The sequence below is a fragment of the Pseudonocardia kongjuensis genome (assembly GCF_039526905.1).
Classification (GTDB): domain Bacteria; phylum Actinomycetota; class Actinomycetes; order Mycobacteriales; family Pseudonocardiaceae; genus Pseudonocardia; species Pseudonocardia kongjuensis.
Map to the genome: position 1 here is coordinate 1 of NZ_BAAAJK010000014.1, position 17769 is coordinate 17769.

The following is a 17769-nucleotide window of genomic DNA, read 5'->3' on the forward strand; positions in this document are numbered from 1 at the left end:
GGGTCCGGCGCGGCGCGGCGCGGTCCGGCGCGGCGCGGTCCGGCGCGGCCCGGGTCAGCGCCGCAGGCGGCCGGCGAGGGCGCGCAGCCCGGTGCCGGACCGGGACCGCTCCGGCAGCCGCCCGGCGACCGCGTCGTCGAGCAGCGCGCCGACGGTCTCCGCCGCACAGGTCCGGTTGGCGCCGATCCCGCCGGACGGCCCGCGCTTGATCCAGCCGACCACGTAGTGCCCGGGCCTGCCCTCGACCCGTCCGGCGTCGTTCGGGACGATCCCGCGGCCGTCGTCGAACGGCAGGCCGGGGACGGGCCGCCCGCGGTGCCCGACCGCGCGCACCACCAGGCCGGCCGGGATCAGGGTCCCGTCGGCGGTCTGCACGCCCTGCACCCGAACGGACCCCTCGAGCCGTTCCGGCGCGGAGTGGAAGCGGAACACCACCCGCGGCCGGTCCGCAGGCACCGACCAGTCGATCTTCTCCCGGACGGCGCCGCGCAGCAGGCCGTGCGCCTCGCCGGCGGCCGGCCCGTCCAGCGACTCGGCGATCCGCGGATCGTGCTCGTCGACCACCACGTCCACACCGGACCGGCCGAGCAGCTCGCGCAGCTCCGGCGCCGTCGCGGCGACCGCCTCCGGCCCGCGGCGGGCCAGCAGCACGACCTCCCGGATCGCACCGGCCCGCAGCGCCGGTGGCACGTGCGGCGCGACCGGGGTGCCGGCGAGATCGTCCGGGTGCGCGGTGAGCACCCGCGCCACGTCGATCGCGACGTTGCCGGTGCCGACCACGACGACCCGCGGCACCGCGGTGTCGACGGCGTCGGCGGGCACCTCGGGATGGCCGTTGTACCAGCCGACCACGGTGTCCGCGGCGATGCTGCCGGACAGGCCGGCGCCGGGCAGGTCCAGGTCCCTGGGCTCCGGTGCGCCGACCGCCCACACGACCGCGTCGTGCCGGCGGGCGAGCTCGTCGGCGGTGACGTCGCGCCCGACCTCGGTGCCCAGCCGCATCCGCACCCGGGGATGCCGGTGGAACCGGGCGAACGACTCGCCGATCCGCTTGGTCGACGGGTGGTCCGGGGCGACGCCGAAGCGGACCAGGCCGCCCGGGGTGTCCAGCCGGTCCACCAGGGTGATCCGGGACGAGGTGTGCAGCAGCAGGTCCTGCGCGGCGTACATGCCGGCCGGCCCGGTCCCGACGACGGCCACGTCCAGCGGCGCCATGTCCGCGGGCAGCGTCCGGGTGAAGGTCGGCTGCTGCCACTCGTGGAAGGTCGGCGATCCGCCCGTGGTCGCCGCCGAGATCGGCCGGTCGGCGTAGAAGTCCGCGTTGACCTGCGCGTACCCGGCGAGCGATGCACTCAGCCGCTCCACCGGGAACACCGCGTCGACCGGGCACGCGTCGGCGCAGGCGCCGCAGTCGATGCAGGTCCGCGGATCGACGTAGAGCATGTCGGTGGTCCCGAAGTCGGGCTCACCGGGCGCCGGGTGGATGCAGTTGACCGGGCACACCGACACGCAGGACGCGTCGGTGCAGCAGGTCTGGGTGATCGCGAAGGGCACGATGGACCGCCGGTTCAGATCAGGTTGGCGCGGCGGTAGAAGTGCAGCGCCGGCCTGGTGAGCAGGCCGCAGGAGGACAGGAACTCCATCAGCCCGGCGCAGGAGCTGCGCAGCAGCGCCTTGTGGTGCTCGTTGGCCCCGGCCTCGCGCACCGCGCGCGCCCGGTCCAGCCCCACGTTCTCGTAGACCTGCTCGTTCCACATGCTGGAGACGATGAAGTAGGCGGCCGCGGCGACGTAGAGCGCGTTGAACTGCCTGCGCACCCGGCCGGCCCGCTGCAGGTGCTCGCGGGTCTCCTCGCGGGCGAACTTCATGTGCCGCGACTCCTCCACCACGTGGATGTTGGAGACGGTGCGCACGAACGGGACGACGCGCTCGTCGCGCATCCAGTCCCGCTGCATCACGTCGAGCACCTCCTCGGCGACCAGGATCGACGCGTAGGCGGCCTCGCCGCTCGCGGTCGTCTTGAACAGCCTGCCGAGCTCGATCGTGGAGCGCTTCGGCACGTAGGCGGGTGCGCCGAGCTTCGCCGAGCCGCGGGCGAACATGATCGAGTGCCGGCACTCGTCGGCGATCTCGGTCAGTGCCCACTGGAACGACGGGTCGGTCGGGTCCTTGGCGTAGAAGTCCCGCAGCATCATCTGCTGCAGGATCATCTCGAACCAGATCCCGGTGGAGGCGACCGACGCGGCCTCGTGCCGGGTCAGCTCGGTGCGCTGCTCCTCGGTCAGCTCGTCCCAGTAGGCGGTGCCGAAGAGGCTGCACCACTCCGGGCTCATGCCGTGCTTGGTGCGGTCGAGCGGGGTCTCCCAGTCGACCTGGGTGGTCGGGTCGAACGACAGCTCCGCGGACGAGCGCAGCAGCCGCTCGGCGGTGTCCTTCCGGTCGGCGGGCTGGTCGGCCCTGGCCTCGGGAACGGTCGCGGTCATCTCGACTCCTCACGGACGACGACGTCACATGGTCCATGTCGTGTGCTGTAACCGGCGGTAACGTTACCACCGGTAACGCGATGATGCACGATCTCGCGCCGACACGGAACCCCCGGATCGACGGGTGGCGGCGGGACCACCCGACGGGGCCCCCGGCCGGCGCAGCGGGGACTACCGGGTGTCGCGGACCCCCGGCGGAAGCGTGATCCCGGCCACGTCCGGGTGCGGACGTGCGGACGGCCACCCGGCCGCCGCCGGAGCGGTGGCCGGGTGGCCGTCGGTGCGGCTCGCGGGCCCCGGCGAGCCGATCCCCCGGACGCCTGTGCGCACGCCCGGGGAGGTCGTCAGGTCAGGCCGTCGAGCACCGCGAACGCGGGTGCGGTCAGGTCGACCGGGGTGAGCAGTGCGTCCGGCGCCGGCAGCGCCGGGGCGCCGTCGAGCAGGAACACCGGGACGCCCGGGCCGGCGTCGTCGGTGGTCGCGGGGGTCTCGGGGGTCTCGGGGGTCTCGGGAACCTCCGGCCCGTCGGGGGTGTCGGCGTGGGCGAGACCGCCGCCGAGGGCGAGCAGCGCTCCGGCACCCGCCACCGCGAGCGTCGCCCGTCCGGCAGCGGTCCTGGAATGTGCGTTCATGGGTCGAACCTTTCGTCGAGGGAGCGTCCGGCGGATCCGCTCAGCAGAGCGAGTCCGCAGGCTTGGGGTTGGTCAGGCCGAACAGCGGCCGCAGCCGCAGCCCGGCCCAGGTGCCGCCGAGCGCGACGACGGCCCAGATCCAGCCGTGCAGGCTGAACGAGGCGATCCCGGAGAAGTAGGCGCCGATGTTGCAGCCGCCCGCGAGCCGGGCGCCGTAACCCATCGCGATCCCGCCGAGCACCGCGCCGAGGGCGAGCTTCCACGGGATCCGGCGGTGCAGCACGAAGGCGCCGCCGACCGCGGAGGCGACCAGCGCGCCGATCATGATCCCGATGTCCAGGTTGGACACCCGGTCGGCCAGCACCGGCCCGGCGAGCGCCTGCGCGTTCGCCGGGACCTGCCAGTACGCCCAGCTCGCGGGATCGGCACCGAACAGCTCCAGGAACTTCGAGCCCCACAGCGCGAACGCCGCGGTGACCCCCCAGGGGGCGGCCGAGACGAACAGCACCGCGGCGTTCAGCACGCCCAGCACCAGCGCACCGGCCCACATCGACCACGAGCCGCGCAGCACCCGGGCGATCCCGCGGGCCGACGGCGGCCGCTGCACCGGCGGCGGGGGGCGCCGCCGGGCGACCACCCAGGTGACCACCGTGATCGTGGCGAGCGCCAGCAGCGTCACGGCCAGCGCGCCCGGGTAGCCGAGCAGCTCGGCCAGGTTCACGCTCGGGCCGCGGGGCACCGTCTCGGTCCAGAAGGTGTGCGTGAACACCGCGAACATCGAGCCGACGACGAACCCGAACAGGGTCAGCACGATCGCGCTCTGCCCGCTGCCGACGGCGAACAGCGTGCCGGACGCGCACGAGCCGCCGACCTGCATCCCCACCCCGAACAGGAACGCCCCGACGACCAGCCCGATACCGATCGGCGAGGTGAACCCGCGCGGCTCGCCGGCCAGCGCGAACCCGGACGCGAGGATCACCGCGAACAGCACCGCGGCGGTGCCGAGCATCAGCATGTGCGCCCGGATCGCGGCGCCCTGGCCGACGGCGACGAGCTGCCGCCAGCCGGAGGTGAACCCGAACCGGGAGTGGAACAGGGTGAAGCCCAGCGCCAGGCCGAGCGCGGCGGTGCCGACCATCGTGGCCGGGGCGACCGTGCCCACCCCGATCAGGAACAGCACCGCCAGCACCAGGCCGACGGCGGCCACCCGCCACTGCGGCGGCGGGGCCTCGCGGTCGCGCGGGCCGTAGGCCGCACGTTCGGTGGCCGGGATCTCGCGCAGGGCGCGCACCAGCGGCCCCGGTCTGCGGTCCTGGGTGACGGACATGGTCTCTCCTCGGGAGGCTCGGGGATCGGGCAGGGATCGGGTGCGCGGGCGGTCAGGGGGTGGCGGGCACCGCGAGCGGGCCGATGTGCACGACGGCGCCGCCGGGGAACCAGGCCGCGGTGTTCGGCCCGCCGTGGTGCCCGCTCTCCCCCGGCGGCTCGATGCTCATCGGCACCGCGACCGGGGCGGCGCCGTACAGGCCGAACGGTTCCTCGACCGGCTGCCCCGCGGCGTCCGCCCAGGCCAGCAGCCCGGAGGTGGACGGCGCCGAGCCCGGCGCGGTCGCGGCCAGCGCCCGGACGTAGCGCTGCGGCAGCGGCTCCTGCGGCCCGAACGGCAGCGGGAGGACCGCGCTCTGCGCCGTGCCGAGCACGCCGCCGATCAGCAACCACGGTGCCAGGTAGGTCCCGCCGAGCGCGGTCGGGGTGTCGTGCGCGGCGAGCGCGACCTCCCGGACCGCGCGGGCGGCGTCCTGCCAGCCGGAGACGACGACGAGCGCGCCGTCCGCCCCGGCCTGCGGGAGCACCGGTATCCCGGCGGCGGCGGCCTCGGCGCGGACCGCGTCGGCGGCGGCCCGGGAGCGGGGCGAGGCGTCCGCGGCGAGCGCGATCCCCGGGGCGCCGCGGACCGCCAGCGACCGGACGGTGTCGCGCAGCGCCCGCTCGTCGGCCGGGCGCAGTGACTCGGCGGGGCAGGCCCCGACGGCGCCGGCCGCCGGGCCCGCGGCGACCACGGCGCCGAGCACCGCGGACGCGCACTCGGGCCCGTCCGGGCCGGTCGCCCCGGCCGGCGCCACCCGGTCGGATCCCACGTCGACCGGCACGGTGCGGGAGATCCCGCCGGCCAGCACGTCCAGCGATCGGGTCCCGGCGGGCAGGTCGACCAGGGCCCAGCCGCCGGGTGCACCCGGGCGCGCGGTCACCGGGACCTCGCGGTCGGCGACCCGCACGCCGAACCCGGTCCCGCCCGCGGGCCCGGGTCCGTGGCCTGCCATCGGCTCCGCGGTGGTCACCGGGGCCGGGTCCGGCCCGGTCGCGTCCGGCACGACGAGTCCGGGGCCGGTCAGCTGCACCAGGTTCGGGCCGGGCCGCATCGGGGTCACGACCAGGGTGAGCGGGCCGGAGCCGAGATCGACGCCGCGGGCCAGCAGCCGTCCGGGTTCGGCCCCGGCGGCGGGCACCGGCAGTGCGGCGAGCACCGACGCGGCGGCGACGCCCAGCACCGCGGCGACCGCGGCGACGGTCCGGGTCCGCTCCCGCAGCGCGGCGGCCCGGGCCCGGTCCCGGCCGGTGCCGGTGCGTGCCGTGCGGCGGTCCGCGAACAGATCGAACGCGAGCACCCCGGTGACGACGGCCGGGGCGAGGGCGGCGGCCAGCGCGGCCCGGCCGTAGCCGGTCCCCACCAGGTCGATCCCGCTGAACGGGCCGGTGAGCAGGATCTGCGCGAGCGCGGCCGCGGTGGCGAGCACGCCCGCGACGACCGCGATCCACCCGACGGGGGCGCTCCGGTCCCGGCCGGGGGCCGCCTCCCGCCGCGCGAGCAGGTGCAGCGCCGCACCGGTGAGCAGAGCGGCGGCGACGGCGTATCCGGCGTCCAGCGCGGTGGCGACGGGCCCGCTGCGGGCGGAGGCCAGCAGGACCGCCAGGAACCCGGTCGCCGCCGCGCCGGGCAGCGCGGCGCTCACCGGACGGCGGGTGCCCAGCAGCACCGGGACCGCGACGGCGACGGCGACCAGCCCGATCCCCCACGCGGTCCAGCCGGACCGGGTCGTGGGGGNCCGGCGACGGCGAGAGCCGCGGCCGCGGCGACGACCCGCTCCGCCCGCAGCGGGGGCCCGGCGACCGGGCGGACCAGCCCGGCGCCGGCGACCAGCGCCAGGCCGGTCAGCAGCACCAGCCGGGCGACGGCGATCCCGGCCGGGGCGCCGTCGAACGGTCCCGCGGCGAGGACGGCGGGAGTGGCCGGGACCACGGCCCCCGCCACGAGGGCGGGGACCGTCCCGGCCGGGCCGCGGGCAGCAGCCCGCCGGCCGGCACAGGTGCCGCCAGGTGCGGCAGCAGGGTGACCGACATCGTCATCAGTCCTTGATGTCCTCGTCCGCGGCGACGAACAGCATCGAGTGCGGCTTGGCGTTGCCGAACGCACCGTGCGGCCAGTTCTCGCGGTTGAAGTTGATGCAGGTCTCGCCGGTGTCCTCGTCGGTGAAGGTCTCGTCGAGGGTCAGCGCACCGTCCTGGGCGATGTCCACCATGCAGACCCGGTGGTCACCGTCGAGCCCGGTCCGGGCCACGAAGTAGTTCGCCGTGGCCAGGCGCTTCGGCTGGTCGGTCTCCCGGTAGAAGCCGTCCTCGCCCAGGTCGAAGTTGTCCAGCGCGCCCCAGTGCGGGCCGGACCCGGTCTTGTCCGGGTTGATCCCGACGCTCGACCGGACGGTCGGGCAGTCCGGCTCGGCGCCGCCGGCGGTGGTCTCCTCCAGGGTGTCGATCGAGCACTCGGTGCCCGCACCGGCGGCGACCAGCTTCTCGATGTCCAGCGCGACCACACCGCCCGCGGTGCCCTTGTCGTCGGGTCCGAGCGTGCCGGCCTTGCGGCCGATGGTGGCGTGGTAGAGCGTCCGGTCGTCCGGGCTGGTCTGCAGCCAGCCACCGTTGGCGCTCGGACCGCCGTTCTCGCCGCCGACGCCGAACTCCGGGGCGACCGTGCCGAGATCGAAGACCTCGCGCCACTCCGGGTTCTCGACGGTGATGTCCGGCGTGTAGAAGATCGCGCCGCCCTGCATGGTCTGCGCGAACGCGCCCTTGTTCTCCGGCCGGTTGGTGACCGTGGTCTCCATCGCGGCGCGGTTCTCGTTGCGCAGCGGGTCCTGGCCGTTGGAGCGCGGCCCGGTGGGCAGGTACGCCACCGACTTGACCTTGGGGTGGTTGAGGTCGGAGATGTCCCAGGTGCGCACGGTGGGCCGGCGCAGGTAGGGCGACGGGTTCTTCACCGGGTCGAGGATGATCGACCGCGGTTCGGCGTAGTCACTGGTGACCATCGTGTCCAGGTCCTCGCGGACCTGGATGCCGTGCGGGTTGGCGCAGGTGGGGTTGCCCAGGGCCGGCATGTTGAGGCACTGGGTCGGGTCCTCCGGCGTCTCGGTCGCGGCCGGGGCCTCGACCAGGTTCTCGCCGTCCTCACCGAGCCGGACGACCGAGCCCGGGGAGCCCGCGAAACCGTTGCCGGTGCGGACCTCGCCGTGCGTGTAGCGGCACGGGCCCGGTGCGACCGGACCGCCCATGTAGGTGCCGTAGGCGGTGCCGTCGTTCAGCACCCAGTAGGCGTCCGGGACCGAACCGCAGAGCGTCTGCGACGGCAGCGAGATGCCGGACAGCTTCAGCTCGGGCAGCGCGGTGACGTCGAAGACGTAGGTCGCCGCGGAGTACAGCCCGCCCGCGTAGATCTTGTCGCCCTTGCGCCACGAGTACTGCATGTGGTGCGGCTCGTTCTCCACCAGCGGCCCGACGGTCGCGGTGTTCACCACCTTGCCGTAGTCCGGGGAGCCCTTCGTGGCGTCGACGACGGCCATGAAGTCCGGACCGGGCAGCGCGTCGCGCACCTTGTCGATCGGGTCGGCCAGCGATCCGGGCAGGTTGCGCACGTCGGAGACCGCGGTGTCGGCGACGTTCTCGTCACCGGCCCAGACGACCATGTACTCCTTGCGCGGGGCGGGCTGGGAGGAGTCGCCGCCGGATTGCTGACGGGCCTCCGGCGTGAGGTTGTTCTCGACCCAGTAGGTCTTGTCGTCGGCGCCGGTCACCTCCGACCGGACCACGTCGATGCTGTTCTGGGCCTGCGCCGGGAGCACCGCGACCCCGGCGACGACGGCCGCGCCCAGCAGGGCGAACGCGGACCGCCGCCCCCACCGGGACTTCGGGACGAGACTCATTCGCCGACCGTTCCGTTCTGCAGCACGGTCGGGGTGATCTGCTTCGGCGCCTTCGAGACGACGTCCACCAGGCCGGCGACGGGCACGCCGGCCGGCGCGAAGTCACGCAGCTGCTGCAGCGGCTGGTCGGAGTCGAAGGCGGTGTACGACGGCTCGACGTAGGGCGCCTCGGGGGCCGGGGTCGGCTGGGCGTCGTTCGGGGCGCTGAGCAGCGGGCCGAGGTCCGGGACGACGTCCGGGGTGGCCGCCTGGGCGGCGCCGGACAGGCCGAGCAGGGCGGTGCCGGCGAGTGCGGCGCCTCCCGCGACGAGCCTGACCCGGGAGGGCCGGTGTGCACGGTGCTGGGGCACGAGGTGCCTCCTGTTTCTTCGGTGGGGAGCGGAGTCGGGGTCCGGCACGGGAGCGGGCACCGGGACAACGGTGCCCACTGTGGACGTCGCGGTAGCGGCGGGCCGGGCCGTCCGCCGGTGCGGGCACCGTCGGACGCCGGGGCGCGGCAGGTCGGACGTGGGGTTCCGGCGGGTGTCGGACCCCGCCCTCCCGGGCCGCCGTGATGGCGGGGCGGGAGGGTCGCGCACGGGGCGCGGGCCGGAGGGGTGGTGCGGGCCGGGCCCGTTCCGGGAGGCACGGGACCGGCGGGCACCGGAGGAGGGTGGCCACGGCGGGCGCACCCCCTGCTCCGGCGCGTCAGGCGCCGGAACAGAGTGCGCTCGCCTGGCGGCGCAGGTCGACGTGACGCCGACTCGCGAACCGGGAGACGAGGTGCATGGCAGACAGTGTGCACACCCGTTCGGACTAACCCGGCGGCCGGATACGTCCACACTGTGAGAAGTCGTCCGACATCGGCCGTTCCCCGGCGCAACGAGTGATCCCGGTCACTTCGTGCGCCGCGAAACGAACCGCTGCGCGCTGGGAAACGTTGCGGAACGAATCATCCGATCGTGTCAACGACGTCGGGAACCGGATCGGCGCGCCTCGCTGACCAGCGACGATGCCGGCGCTGTCGATCTCTGCGGGAACCCGTCCGGACAGCCGTCGCGCACGGCGGGCCCGCCGGGGCGGACCGGCGGTGCGTCAGAGCCCGAGCATCCGGACCGCGTTCTCCTTCAGGATCAGCGGCCGCACCTCCGGCTTGAGGTCGAGCCGCTCGAAGTCCGACAGCCAGCGGTCCGGGGTGATCACCGGGAAGTCCGATCCGAACAGCACCTTGTGCCTGATCAGCGAGTTCGCCGCCCGGACCAGCTGCGGCGGGAAGTACTTCGGCGACCAGCCGGACAGGTCGATGTAGACGTTCGACTTGTGGGTGGCCATCGAGATCGCCTCGTCCTGCCACGGCACCGACGGGTGCGCGAGCACCACGGTCAGCTCCGGATGGTCGGCGGCGACGTCGTCGAGCAGCATCGGGTTGGAGTAGCGCAGCTTGATCCCGCGCCCGCCGGGCAATCCGGCTCCGATCCCGGTCTGCCCGGTGTGGAACAGGGCGGGTACACCGAGCCCGGCGATCGCCTCGTACAGCGGGTAGAAGCTCCGGTCGTTCGGTTCGAACGCCTGCAGGCTCGGGTGGAACTTGAACCCGCGCACCCCGTGCTCGGTGACCAGCCGGTGGATCCGGGCGACGGATGCCTTGCCGCCGTGCGGATCCACCGAACCGAACGGGATCAGCACGTCGGTGTGCTCGGCGGCGAGATCGGCGATCTCCTCGCTGGACAGCGCCGGATGCCCGGTGCCGGCCGGTGCGTCGACGGTGAACACCACCGCGGCGAGCCTGCGCTCCCGGTAGTGCTCGGCGATCGAGGCGATCGTCGGGGTGCGGTCCTGGCCCGACTTGAAGTAGGCCGCCGAGGCGTCCATCAGCTCCTGGTCCAGCGCGAAGCAGCCGTGACCGTCCTGCTCGACGTGCACGTGCACGTCGATGGCGTCCACCGTGCTCGGGTCGAGTGCCATGTCGTCGTCCTCCGGTCGGGGCAGGGGCGGGGCGGGGTCGGGGCGGGATCAGGGCAGGTCGGTGCGGGACTTGGCGTCCAGCAGCTCGGCCAGCACGGCGTCGCGCCGGGCGGCCAGCTCGGCCGGGTCGGTGTCGCCCAGCTCGTCGTGCACGCCGTCGACCAGGGTCCGGGCGAGCTCCGGGGTGAGGGTGACCCGGCCGAGGTCGCGCCAGTAGCGCTCGGTCGGCGGGCCCAGGTGCTCCAGCACATGGGCGAGGCCGCCCGGGCCGCCGGAGAGGTGCTGGTTGGCGAACGGCCCGAGCACCGCCCAGCGCAGACCGGGGCCGTGCGCGATCGCCGCGTCGACGTCGGCGACGCTCGCGACGCCGCGCTCCACCAGCGAGTACGCCTCCTGCCACAGCGCGGCCTGCAGCCGGTTCGCGATGTGTCCCGGGATCTCGGCGCGCAGCCGGATCGGCCGCTTGCCCAGCGCGGTGTAGAACTCCAGCGCGTCGGTCACCGCGCGGTCCGCGGTCCGCTCCCCCGGCACCACCTCGACCAGCGGGATCACCTGCGGCGGGTTGAACGGGTGGCCGACGAGCACGCGTTCCGGGTGCCGGGTCGCGCCGCGGGCGATGTCGGTGGGCAGCAACCCGGACGAGCTCGACGCGAGCACCACCTCGGGCCGGGCCGCCTCGTCCAGCTCGGCGAACAGCCGGTGCTTGACGTCCTCGCGTTCCGGGCCGTTCTCCTGCACGAAGTCGGCGTGCTCGGCGGCCGCGGCGGCGGTCGGTGCGAAACCCAGCCGGTCCGGCGAGGCGCCCGGTACCGGATCCAGCCGCGGCCAGAGCGCGGCGACGCCGTCGCGCAGCCGCTGCTCGGCCCCCGGGGAGGGATCGGTCGCGGTGACGTCCAGGCCGCGGGCCAGGAACAGCGCGGTCCAGCCGAGACCGACCACCCCGGTCCCGACGACGGCGACCCGGCGGACCGGGCTCCCTTCCGGGCTCACAGCCGGGTCCCGGCGAGCTCGGCGAACGCGTCGAGGGCGTCCGGATCGGCCAGCACGTCGCGCGAGGCGACCTCGTCCACCGCGGCCCCCAGCAGGATCCGCTTGGCCGGGACCTCCAGCTTCTTGCCGGTGCGGTTGCGCGGGACCACCGGCACCTCCTCGATCCGGTCCGGCACGTGCCGGGGGGTCAGCTCGGTCCGCAGCGCATCCGCGATCCGGCGGCGCAGCGCGTCGTCGAGCACGGTCCCGGGTTCCGGCTGCACGAACAGCATCAGCTCGCCATTGCCGCCCGCCGGGTCCTCCAGGTGCAGCACCAGGCTGTCCTCGATCCCGGGCAGCTCCTCGACGACCCGGTAGAACTCGGCGGTGCCCAGCCGCACCCCGCCCCGGTTGAGGGTGGCGTCCGACCGGCCGGCGACGACCGCGCTGCCGGTGGGGCCGAACCGCACCCAGTCGCCGTGCCGCCAGATTCCCGGGTAGTGGTCGAAGTAGGTGGACCGGTAGCGGCTGCCGTCGTCGTCGCCCCAGAAGCCGACCGGCATCGACGGCAGCGGCCGGGTGATCACCAGCTCGCCGAGCTCACCGACGACGGGCCGGCCGTGCTCGTCGAACGCCCGGGCGTCCACCCCCAGGCAGGGGCCGGAGATCTCGCCGGCCCACACCGGCTGCCACGGGCCGCCCTGCAGGATCCCGGAGCAGATGTCGGTGCCGCCGCTGCCGACGTTGAGCAGCACGTCCGGGCCGAACTGCTCGGCCACCCAGCGGTAGCCCTCCGGCGGCAGCGGGCTGCCGGCGGCGCCGAGCTGGCGGACCCGGGACAGGTCGTGCTCGCGGGCCGGTCGCAGGCCCGCGGCGCGGCAGGCCATCAGGAAGCCGGGGGCGGCGCCGACCAGGGTGGCCCCGGTCTCGGCGGCGAGCCGCCACTGCAGGCCCAGGTCGGGGTACTGCGGGTTGCCGTCGACGAGCACGATCGACGCGCCCCGCAGCAGCCCGGAGACCAGCGCGTTCCACATCATCCAGGCGGTGGTGCTGAACCACAGGATCCGGTCGCCGGGGCGCAGGTCCCAGCTCAGCGCGTGGTTCTTGAGATGTTCGAGCAGGATCCCGCCGTGCCCGTGCACGATCGCCTTCGGCTTGCCGGTGGTGCCCGAGGAGAACAGCACGCAGAGCGGATGGTCGAAGGGCACCGGATCGAACGCGAGCTCCCCCGGCCCGGCCAGCAGCTCCGCCCAGGACACCGCGTCGGGCAGCGGATCCGGCCCGTACCCGACGTCGACGACGTGCCGCAGCCCCGGCAGCCCGGCCCGGATCGCGGCCACCTGCTCGCGCCGGTCGACGTGCTTGCCGGCGTAGCCGTAGCCGCTGACGGCGAGCAGCACGACCGGTTCGACCTGGCCGAACCGGTCGAGCACGCTGCTCGCGCCGAACTCGGGCGCGCAGGAGGTCCAGATCGCGCCGAGCGAGGCGGTGGCGAGGAAGGCGACCACCGTTTCGGCGATGTTGGGCAGGTACCCGGCGACCCGGTCGCCGCGGCGGACGCCGAGCCGGCGCAGCCCGGCCCGGGCGGCGGCGACCTGCTCGCGCAGGCCGCCCCAGGTGAGCTCGGTGCGGTCGCGGGTCTGCGAGTACCCGACGACGGCGACCGCGTCGGCGTCGGCGTCCGCCGCGGCGAGCCCGACGGCGTGCTCGGCGTAGTTCAGGGTGGCGCCGGGGAGCCACTGCGCGCCGGGCATGGCGGTGTCGCCGCGGACCGCGGTCGGCGGCGTGGCGAACCGGACGCCGGTGTGCTCGGCGAGTGCGCCCCAGAAGCCGTCCGGGTCGGCCACCGACCAGCGGTGCAGGTCGGCGTAGTCGTCGAACTCGCGGCCGTGCGCGCGGCGCAGGTGCTCGACGAAGCCGCCGAGCGCGCTGTCCGCGGGCGGACGGGCGGGCGCGGCCCGCAGCAGCTCCGGCCCGGCCGGGCCGGTCACCGGTCCCGCTCCCGGCGGACCCGGCCGCCGCGGCCGTCGAGGAAGGCGCGCATCCGGGCCTGGGCCTCGTCGCTGCTGGCGGCCACCGCGGCGACCAGCGACTCCAGCAGGTAGCCCTGGGCGGGTGCGGCCTCGGCGATCCGGGGCAGCGCCTGCAGCACCGCGAAGTTCGTCATGTCCGAGTTGGCGGCGACGGAACGGGCCAGCTCGAGCGCCTTGGGCAGGCCGTCGCCGGGGCCCACCAGGTGGTGCGACAGGCCCAGGGCGAACCCCTCGGCGGCGTCCAGCACCCGGCCGGTCAGCATCATCTCGGCCATCCGGTGCGCGCCGATCAGCCGGGGCAGCCGGACCGATCCGCCGCCGCCGACGAACAGGCCGTGCTGGCCCTCCGGCAGCGCGTAGAACGCGCTCGGCTCGGCGACCCGCACGTGCGTGGCGGCGGCCAGCTCCAGCCCGCCGCCGACCACCGCGCCGCGCTGCACCGAGACCACCGGCACCCGGCCCTCGGCCATCCGCTCGAACGCCCGGTGCCACATCCGGGAGTGCTCCATCGCCGCGACGACGTCCCGGTCGCCCAGCTCGGACAGGTCCAGGCCGGCGCAGAAGTGGTCGCCCTCGGCGTCCAGCACGACGGCGCGCACGCCGGGCGGCGGATCGGCGAAGAACGCCTCGATGCCGAGCACGGTGGCGTCGTTCAGTGCGTTGCGCTTGACCGGGCGGGCGAGCCGCAGCACCAGCACGTCGTCGTGCCGCTCGGTCTCCAGCGAGGCCGGCAGGCCGGTGTGCTCCACCGCGGTCATCGGGCGGCCGCCCGGTCCAGCAGCTCGACCCGGCGGACCTTGCCGGTGGCGTTGCGCGGCAGCTCGTCGACCAGCTCGACGTGCTTGGGCACCTTGTACCGGGCGAGCCGGGCGGACAGGTACCCGCGCAGCTCGTCCGGGTCGACGACGGCGCCGTTGCGCGGCTGGACGTAGGCGACGCCGACCTCGCCCCAGCGCTCGTCGGCGATCCCGACGACGGCGCAGTCGGCGACCGCGTCGTGCCCGACGGCGACGGCCTCGATCTCGGCCGGGTACACGTTCTCGCCGCCGGAGATGAACATGTCCTTCACCCGGTCCACGGCGAACGCCCATCCGTCCCGGTCGGCCCGCACGACGTCGCCGGTGCGGAACCAGCCGCCGTCCACCCGGGACGCCGCGGTCTCGTCCGGTCGTTCCCAGTAGCCGGGCCCGACGTGCGGGCCCCGGACCAGCAGCTCGCCCGGTTCGTCGCCGACCGGCTCCGGACCGCCGTCGCGCAGGATCGCGACGTCGGTGAAGAAGTGCGGCACCCCGATCGACGTGGGCGGGTGCCCGGCGGTGCCGTCCCGGGTGGCCATGTAGACGCCCGGGGACGCCTCGGTCATGCCGTAGCCCTGCTGCAGGTGCACCCCGCGTTCCAGCCAGGCGCGGGCCACCCGCTCCTGCACCGGCGATCCGCCGTAGACCACGCTGCGCAGCGACGACAGGTCGGTGCCGGTCCAGCTCGGGTGCTCGCAGAGCATCTGCAGCATGGTCGGCACCGCGGCGAAGCCGGTGATCCCGGAGGCGATCCGGGACAGCACCAGCGCCGGATCGAACCGCTCGACCAGCTCCACGCTCGCGCCCTTGAGCAGCGCGGGCAGCGTGACCTGGCTGAGCCCGACGCAGTGGAACAACGGCGAGATGCACAGCGTGCGGTCGGTGGAGAGCAGATCGACGTGTGCGAGCTGGTTGACCGTGTTCCAGGTCAGGTTCCCGTGGGTGAGGATCGCGGCCTTGGGGCGGCCGGTGGTCCCGGAGGTGTAGAGGAGCACGGCCGGGTCGTCGAGCCCGGTGGCCGCATCGGACGGTGCGGACAGGACGGACAGGTCGGACACGGCGGGCGGGGTGGCGGCCAGGTCTGCCTCGAACTCGGCCTCGAACTCTGCCTCACCGGCGCGGTCGGGGCCGGACGGGTCCGGGCCGGACGGGTCCGGGCCGGACGGGTCGGGGCGGACCGCGACGAGATGGCGCACCGAGGGCGGCAGCGGCGCGGCGGCGGCGACCAGCCCGGCGGCGTCGGCGCTGTACACGAGCACCCCGGCGCCGCAGTCGTCGAGCATGTAGCGGACCTCGTCACCGGCCAGCCGGTGGTTGAGCGGGACCGCGATCGCGCCCAGCGACCAGGCCGCGAAGCAGGTCTCCAGCACCTCGACGGCGTTCACGCCCAGGTAGGCGACCCGGTCACCGCGGCGGACGCCGAGCCGGGCGAGTCCGCCCGCCACCTGCGCGACACGCTGCGCCAGCTCCGCGTAGGTCAGCGACCGGTGCCGGTCGAGGAGCGCGGGGGCGTCCGGGCTGATGCGGGCCCGCCGGGCGGGCCAGGTGCCCAGGCCGAGGCCCGGACCGGTGATCGGGCTCATTGCTCCCTCGCACGTCAATCTATATCAGGCACCTTGATAGCAAGGATGCTGATAAAGGGTCAAGCGTCGAGGCCCGCGTCGGCGGGGGGAGGTTCGATGTAGCCGTCCGGCTCGGTCAGTGCATCCAGGCAGCGTTCCAGCGTGACCGCGAAGGCGGTCGCCTCGTCGGGCTCCAGGTTCGCGAGCATCCGCTGCTCGACCTGGCCCGCGGCCTCGTGGCAGGCGGCGAGCATCCGCTCCCCGTGCTCGGTCAGCCAGACCCGCAGGATCCGCCGGTTCGCGCTGTCCGCCCGGCGCTCGATCAGCTGGTCGCGCTCCATCCCGGCGACGAGCTGCTGCATCGCCTGCGGGGTCACGAAGTGCCGGCGGGCGAGCTGGGCCGAGGACAGGCCGCCCCGGCGCTCCAGCACGCTCAGCGCCGTGTACTGGCCGAGCGTCACCCCGAGCGGGCGCAGGCGCTCCTCGAGGCGGGCGCGCTCGGCCATCTCCAATCGCTTCACCAGATAGGTCAGTCGTTGACCGCGCCGCCCGGTGGGCACGGCCGGAGTCGCCGGATCAGTCACGACTGCCAGCGTAACGGCCCTCGACCCAATGACAATCTACTTGCTATAAAGCTGCTTGACATACATCCGGGTGCCCTGGCGGACCGGTGCCCGGGACCGACGACATTCAGGGAACTGCAATGACGCAACCCCGGTTCTCCCGCAGCCAGCGACGCCGCGCCGTCCTGTCGAGCTACCTCGGCAGCATGATCGAATACTACGACTTCCTGCTCTACGCGACCGCGTCCGCGGTCGTGTTCAACCAGGTGTTCTTCTCCGATCTGGATCCGCTGGTCGGCACGGTCGCCGCGTTCGGCACCCTGGCCGCCGGTTACGTCGCCCGCCCGATCGGCGGCATCGTGTTCGGGCACTTCGGCGACCGGGTCGGCCGCAAGAAGATGCTCGTGATCAGCATGGTCATGATGGGTGTGGCGAGCACCCTGATCGGTCTGCTGCCCACCTACGACCAGGTCGGTGTCCTCGCGCCCATGCTGCTGGTGTTCCTGCGGATCATCCAGGGCATCGCGGTCGGCGGCGAATGGGGCGGCGCGGTCCTGATGTCGGCCGAGCACGCCTCCTCCCGGCGCGGGCTCTGGGCGAGCTTCACCAACGCCGGGGCGCCCAGCGGCATGGTGCTGTCCACCGTGGTGCTGGCGCTGTTCGCCTCGATCTCCGGCCCGGAGGGCTTCCTCGTCTGGGGCTGGCGGATCCCGTTCATCCTGAGCGTGGTGCTGCTGGCGATCGGGCTGTTCGTGCGGCTCTCGGTCACCGAGACGCCGGTCTTCGCGGCCGCCGCGGCCGCGAAGAAGCCGGCCCGCCCGCCGCTGATGGAGGTGCTCCGCAACCACCCGCGCAACCTGGCGCTGGCGGTCGGCATCGGGTTCGGTGCGTTCGTCGCGCAGGGCACGCTGACCACGTTCCTGATCTCCTACGCGGTGCAGGCCGGCTTCGAGCGGCAGACCGTGCTGAACGCGCTCACCCTGTCCTCGGTGGTCGCGATCGGCGGCATCATCGGGTTCTCGGCGCTGTCCGACGTGGTCGGCCGGCGGCCGGTGGTCCTCGGCGGCGCCGTCGCCACCGGCGCCTGGTGCTTCGTGGTGTTCCCGATGGTCGACACCGGATCGGCGGTGCTGCTGACGCTCGCCGTCGTCGTCGGGCAGGGGATCACGCACGCCGCCTGGTTCGGCCCGTCCGCGGCGCTGTACTCGGAGCTGTTCTCCACCGGGTCCCGCTACACCGGGGCCTCGATCGGGTTCCAGCTCTCCGGGGTCGGCGCCGGGCTCGCCCCGGTGACCTTCGCGTCGATCATGGCGGCGGGCGCCGGGCCGTGGACGATCAGCGTGGTGATCGGCCTGTTCGCGCTGGTGTCCGTCGGCTCGGTGCTGGTGCTCTCGGAGACCTCGCGCGGCGGGCTCGCCGACACCCGCGACGCCGAGCCGGAGGGCGACACCGAGAGCGGCCGGGCGGCCAGCGAGGGCGGGGCCGGCCGGTCCTGAGCGGACCGGGTCGGACCTGAACGGACCTGAACCGTCGA

General features: G+C 74.6%; 15 protein-coding genes. 1 reads left to right on the forward strand and 14 read right to left on the reverse strand.

What is annotated here, in order from left to right; translation table 11 throughout:
• Window positions 1–54: 54 nt before the first annotated feature.
• From ABD160_RS16825 to ABD160_RS16885, 14 genes are all read right to left on the reverse strand, one after another.
• Window positions 55–1554 carry an FAD-dependent oxidoreductase gene (locus ABD160_RS16825; RefSeq protein WP_344023454.1) on the reverse strand — a complete coding sequence of 500 codons (1500 nt, stop codon included), beginning with the start codon at window positions 1552–1554 and terminating at the stop codon, window positions 55–57.
• Between the two features lie 14 nt (window positions 1555–1568).
• A complete protein-coding gene (locus ABD160_RS16830) occupies window positions 1569–2483 on the reverse strand; it encodes an AurF N-oxygenase family protein (RefSeq protein ID WP_344023456.1) in 915 nt (304 codons plus the stop codon).
• A gap of 344 nt (window positions 2484–2827) precedes the next feature.
• The gene (locus ABD160_RS16835) at window positions 2828–3115 is read right to left on the reverse strand and encodes a hypothetical protein (RefSeq protein WP_344023458.1); all 288 of its coding nucleotides are present in this window, start codon (window positions 3113–3115) and stop codon (window positions 2828–2830) included.
• 40 nt (window positions 3116–3155) lie between these two features.
• Window positions 3156–4442: a YeeE/YedE family protein gene (locus ABD160_RS16840; protein ID WP_344023460.1), complete on the reverse strand. Its 1287-nt coding sequence runs from the start codon at window positions 4440–4442 to the stop codon at window positions 3156–3158.
• A gap of 52 nt (window positions 4443–4494) precedes the next feature.
• Complete coding sequence (locus tag ABD160_RS16845) at window positions 4495–6126, reverse strand: hypothetical protein (protein WP_344023462.1); 1632 nt, start codon at window positions 6124–6126, stop codon at window positions 4495–4497.
• 393 nt (window positions 6127–6519) lie between these two features.
• Entirely contained in the window at window positions 6520–8367 is a 1848-nt protein-coding gene (locus ABD160_RS16850) for a hypothetical protein (protein WP_344023464.1), read from the reverse strand.
• Window positions 8364–8717: a hypothetical protein gene (locus tag ABD160_RS16855; RefSeq protein ID WP_344023466.1), complete on the reverse strand. Its 354-nt coding sequence runs from the start codon at window positions 8715–8717 to the stop codon at window positions 8364–8366. Before ABD160_RS16855 ends, ABD160_RS16850 begins: the two co-directional genes overlap by 4 nt.
• Before the next feature lie 337 nt (window positions 8718–9054).
• Complete coding sequence (locus ABD160_RS33340; RefSeq protein WP_369821703.1) at window positions 9055–9135, reverse strand: putative leader peptide; 81 nt, start codon at window positions 9133–9135, stop codon at window positions 9055–9057.
• A 306-nt stretch (window positions 9136–9441) separates the two neighbouring features.
• Window positions 9442–10311, reverse strand: coding sequence for a 4-hydroxyphenyl-beta-ketoacyl-CoA hydrolase (gene couO, locus ABD160_RS16860; RefSeq protein ID WP_344023468.1), 870 nt, complete (start codon window positions 10309–10311; stop codon window positions 9442–9444).
• A gap of 48 nt (window positions 10312–10359) precedes the next feature.
• The gene (locus ABD160_RS16865; RefSeq protein WP_344023470.1) at window positions 10360–11301 is read right to left on the reverse strand and encodes a 3-hydroxyacyl-CoA dehydrogenase NAD-binding domain-containing protein; all 942 of its coding nucleotides are present in this window, start codon (window positions 11299–11301) and stop codon (window positions 10360–10362) included.
• Window positions 11298–13271, reverse strand: a complete 1974-nt coding sequence (locus ABD160_RS16870) for an acetoacetate--CoA ligase (protein WP_425563624.1) — start codon at window positions 13269–13271, stop codon at window positions 11298–11300. Before ABD160_RS16870 ends, ABD160_RS16865 begins: the two co-directional genes overlap by 4 nt.
• Window positions 13268–14071, reverse strand: coding sequence for a crotonase/enoyl-CoA hydratase family protein (locus ABD160_RS16875; RefSeq protein ID WP_344023472.1), 804 nt, complete (start codon window positions 14069–14071; stop codon window positions 13268–13270). The genes ABD160_RS16870 and ABD160_RS16875 overlap by 4 nt, the downstream gene beginning before the upstream one ends.
• Complete coding sequence (locus tag ABD160_RS16880; RefSeq protein WP_344023474.1) at window positions 14068–15693, reverse strand: acyl-CoA synthetase; 1626 nt, start codon at window positions 15691–15693, stop codon at window positions 14068–14070. The genes ABD160_RS16875 and ABD160_RS16880 overlap by 4 nt, the downstream gene beginning before the upstream one ends.
• A gap of 59 nt (window positions 15694–15752) precedes the next feature.
• A complete protein-coding gene (locus ABD160_RS16885; RefSeq protein WP_344023476.1) occupies window positions 15753–16256 on the reverse strand; it encodes a MarR family winged helix-turn-helix transcriptional regulator in 504 nt (167 codons plus the stop codon).
• 119 nt (window positions 16257–16375) lie between these two features.
• Between ABD160_RS16885 and ABD160_RS16890 the strand changes: the two genes are divergently transcribed.
• Window positions 16376–17731: an MFS transporter gene (locus ABD160_RS16890; protein WP_344023478.1), complete on the forward strand. Its 1356-nt coding sequence runs from the start codon at window positions 16376–16378 to the stop codon at window positions 17729–17731.
• Window positions 17732–17769 lie beyond the last annotated feature (38 nt).

Bases quoted from the DNA above. Each gene is read 5' to 3' on its own strand.
- ABD160_RS16830 (WP_344023456.1), bottom strand. From the start codon at position 2,483: ATGACCGCGACCGTTCCCGAGGCCAGGGCCGACCAGCCCGCCGACCGG.
- ABD160_RS16850 (WP_344023464.1), bottom strand. From the start codon at position 8,367: ATGAGTCTCGTCCCGAAGTCCCGGTGGGGGCGGCGGTCCGCGTTCGCC.
- ABD160_RS16880 (WP_344023474.1), bottom strand. From the start codon at position 15,693: ATGAGCCCGATCACCGGTCCGGGCCTCGGCCTGGGCACCTGGCCCGCC.
- ABD160_RS16890 (WP_344023478.1), top strand. From the start codon at position 16,376: ATGACGCAACCCCGGTTCTCCCGCAGCCAGCGACGCCGCGCCGTCCTG.
- ABD160_RS16875 (WP_344023472.1), bottom strand. From the start codon at position 14,071: ATGACCGCGGTGGAGCACACCGGCCTGCCGGCCTCGCTGGAGACCGAG.
- ABD160_RS16835 (WP_344023458.1), bottom strand. From the start codon at position 3,115: ATGAACGCACATTCCAGGACCGCTGCCGGACGGGCGACGCTCGCGGTG.
- couO (WP_344023468.1), bottom strand. From the start codon at position 10,311: ATGGCACTCGACCCGAGCACGGTGGACGCCATCGACGTGCACGTGCAC.
- ABD160_RS33340 (WP_369821703.1), bottom strand. From the start codon at position 9,135: ATGCACCTCGTCTCCCGGTTCGCGAGTCGGCGTCACGTCGACCTGCGC.
- ABD160_RS16840 (WP_344023460.1), bottom strand. From the start codon at position 4,442: ATGTCCGTCACCCAGGACCGCAGACCGGGGCCGCTGGTGCGCGCCCTG.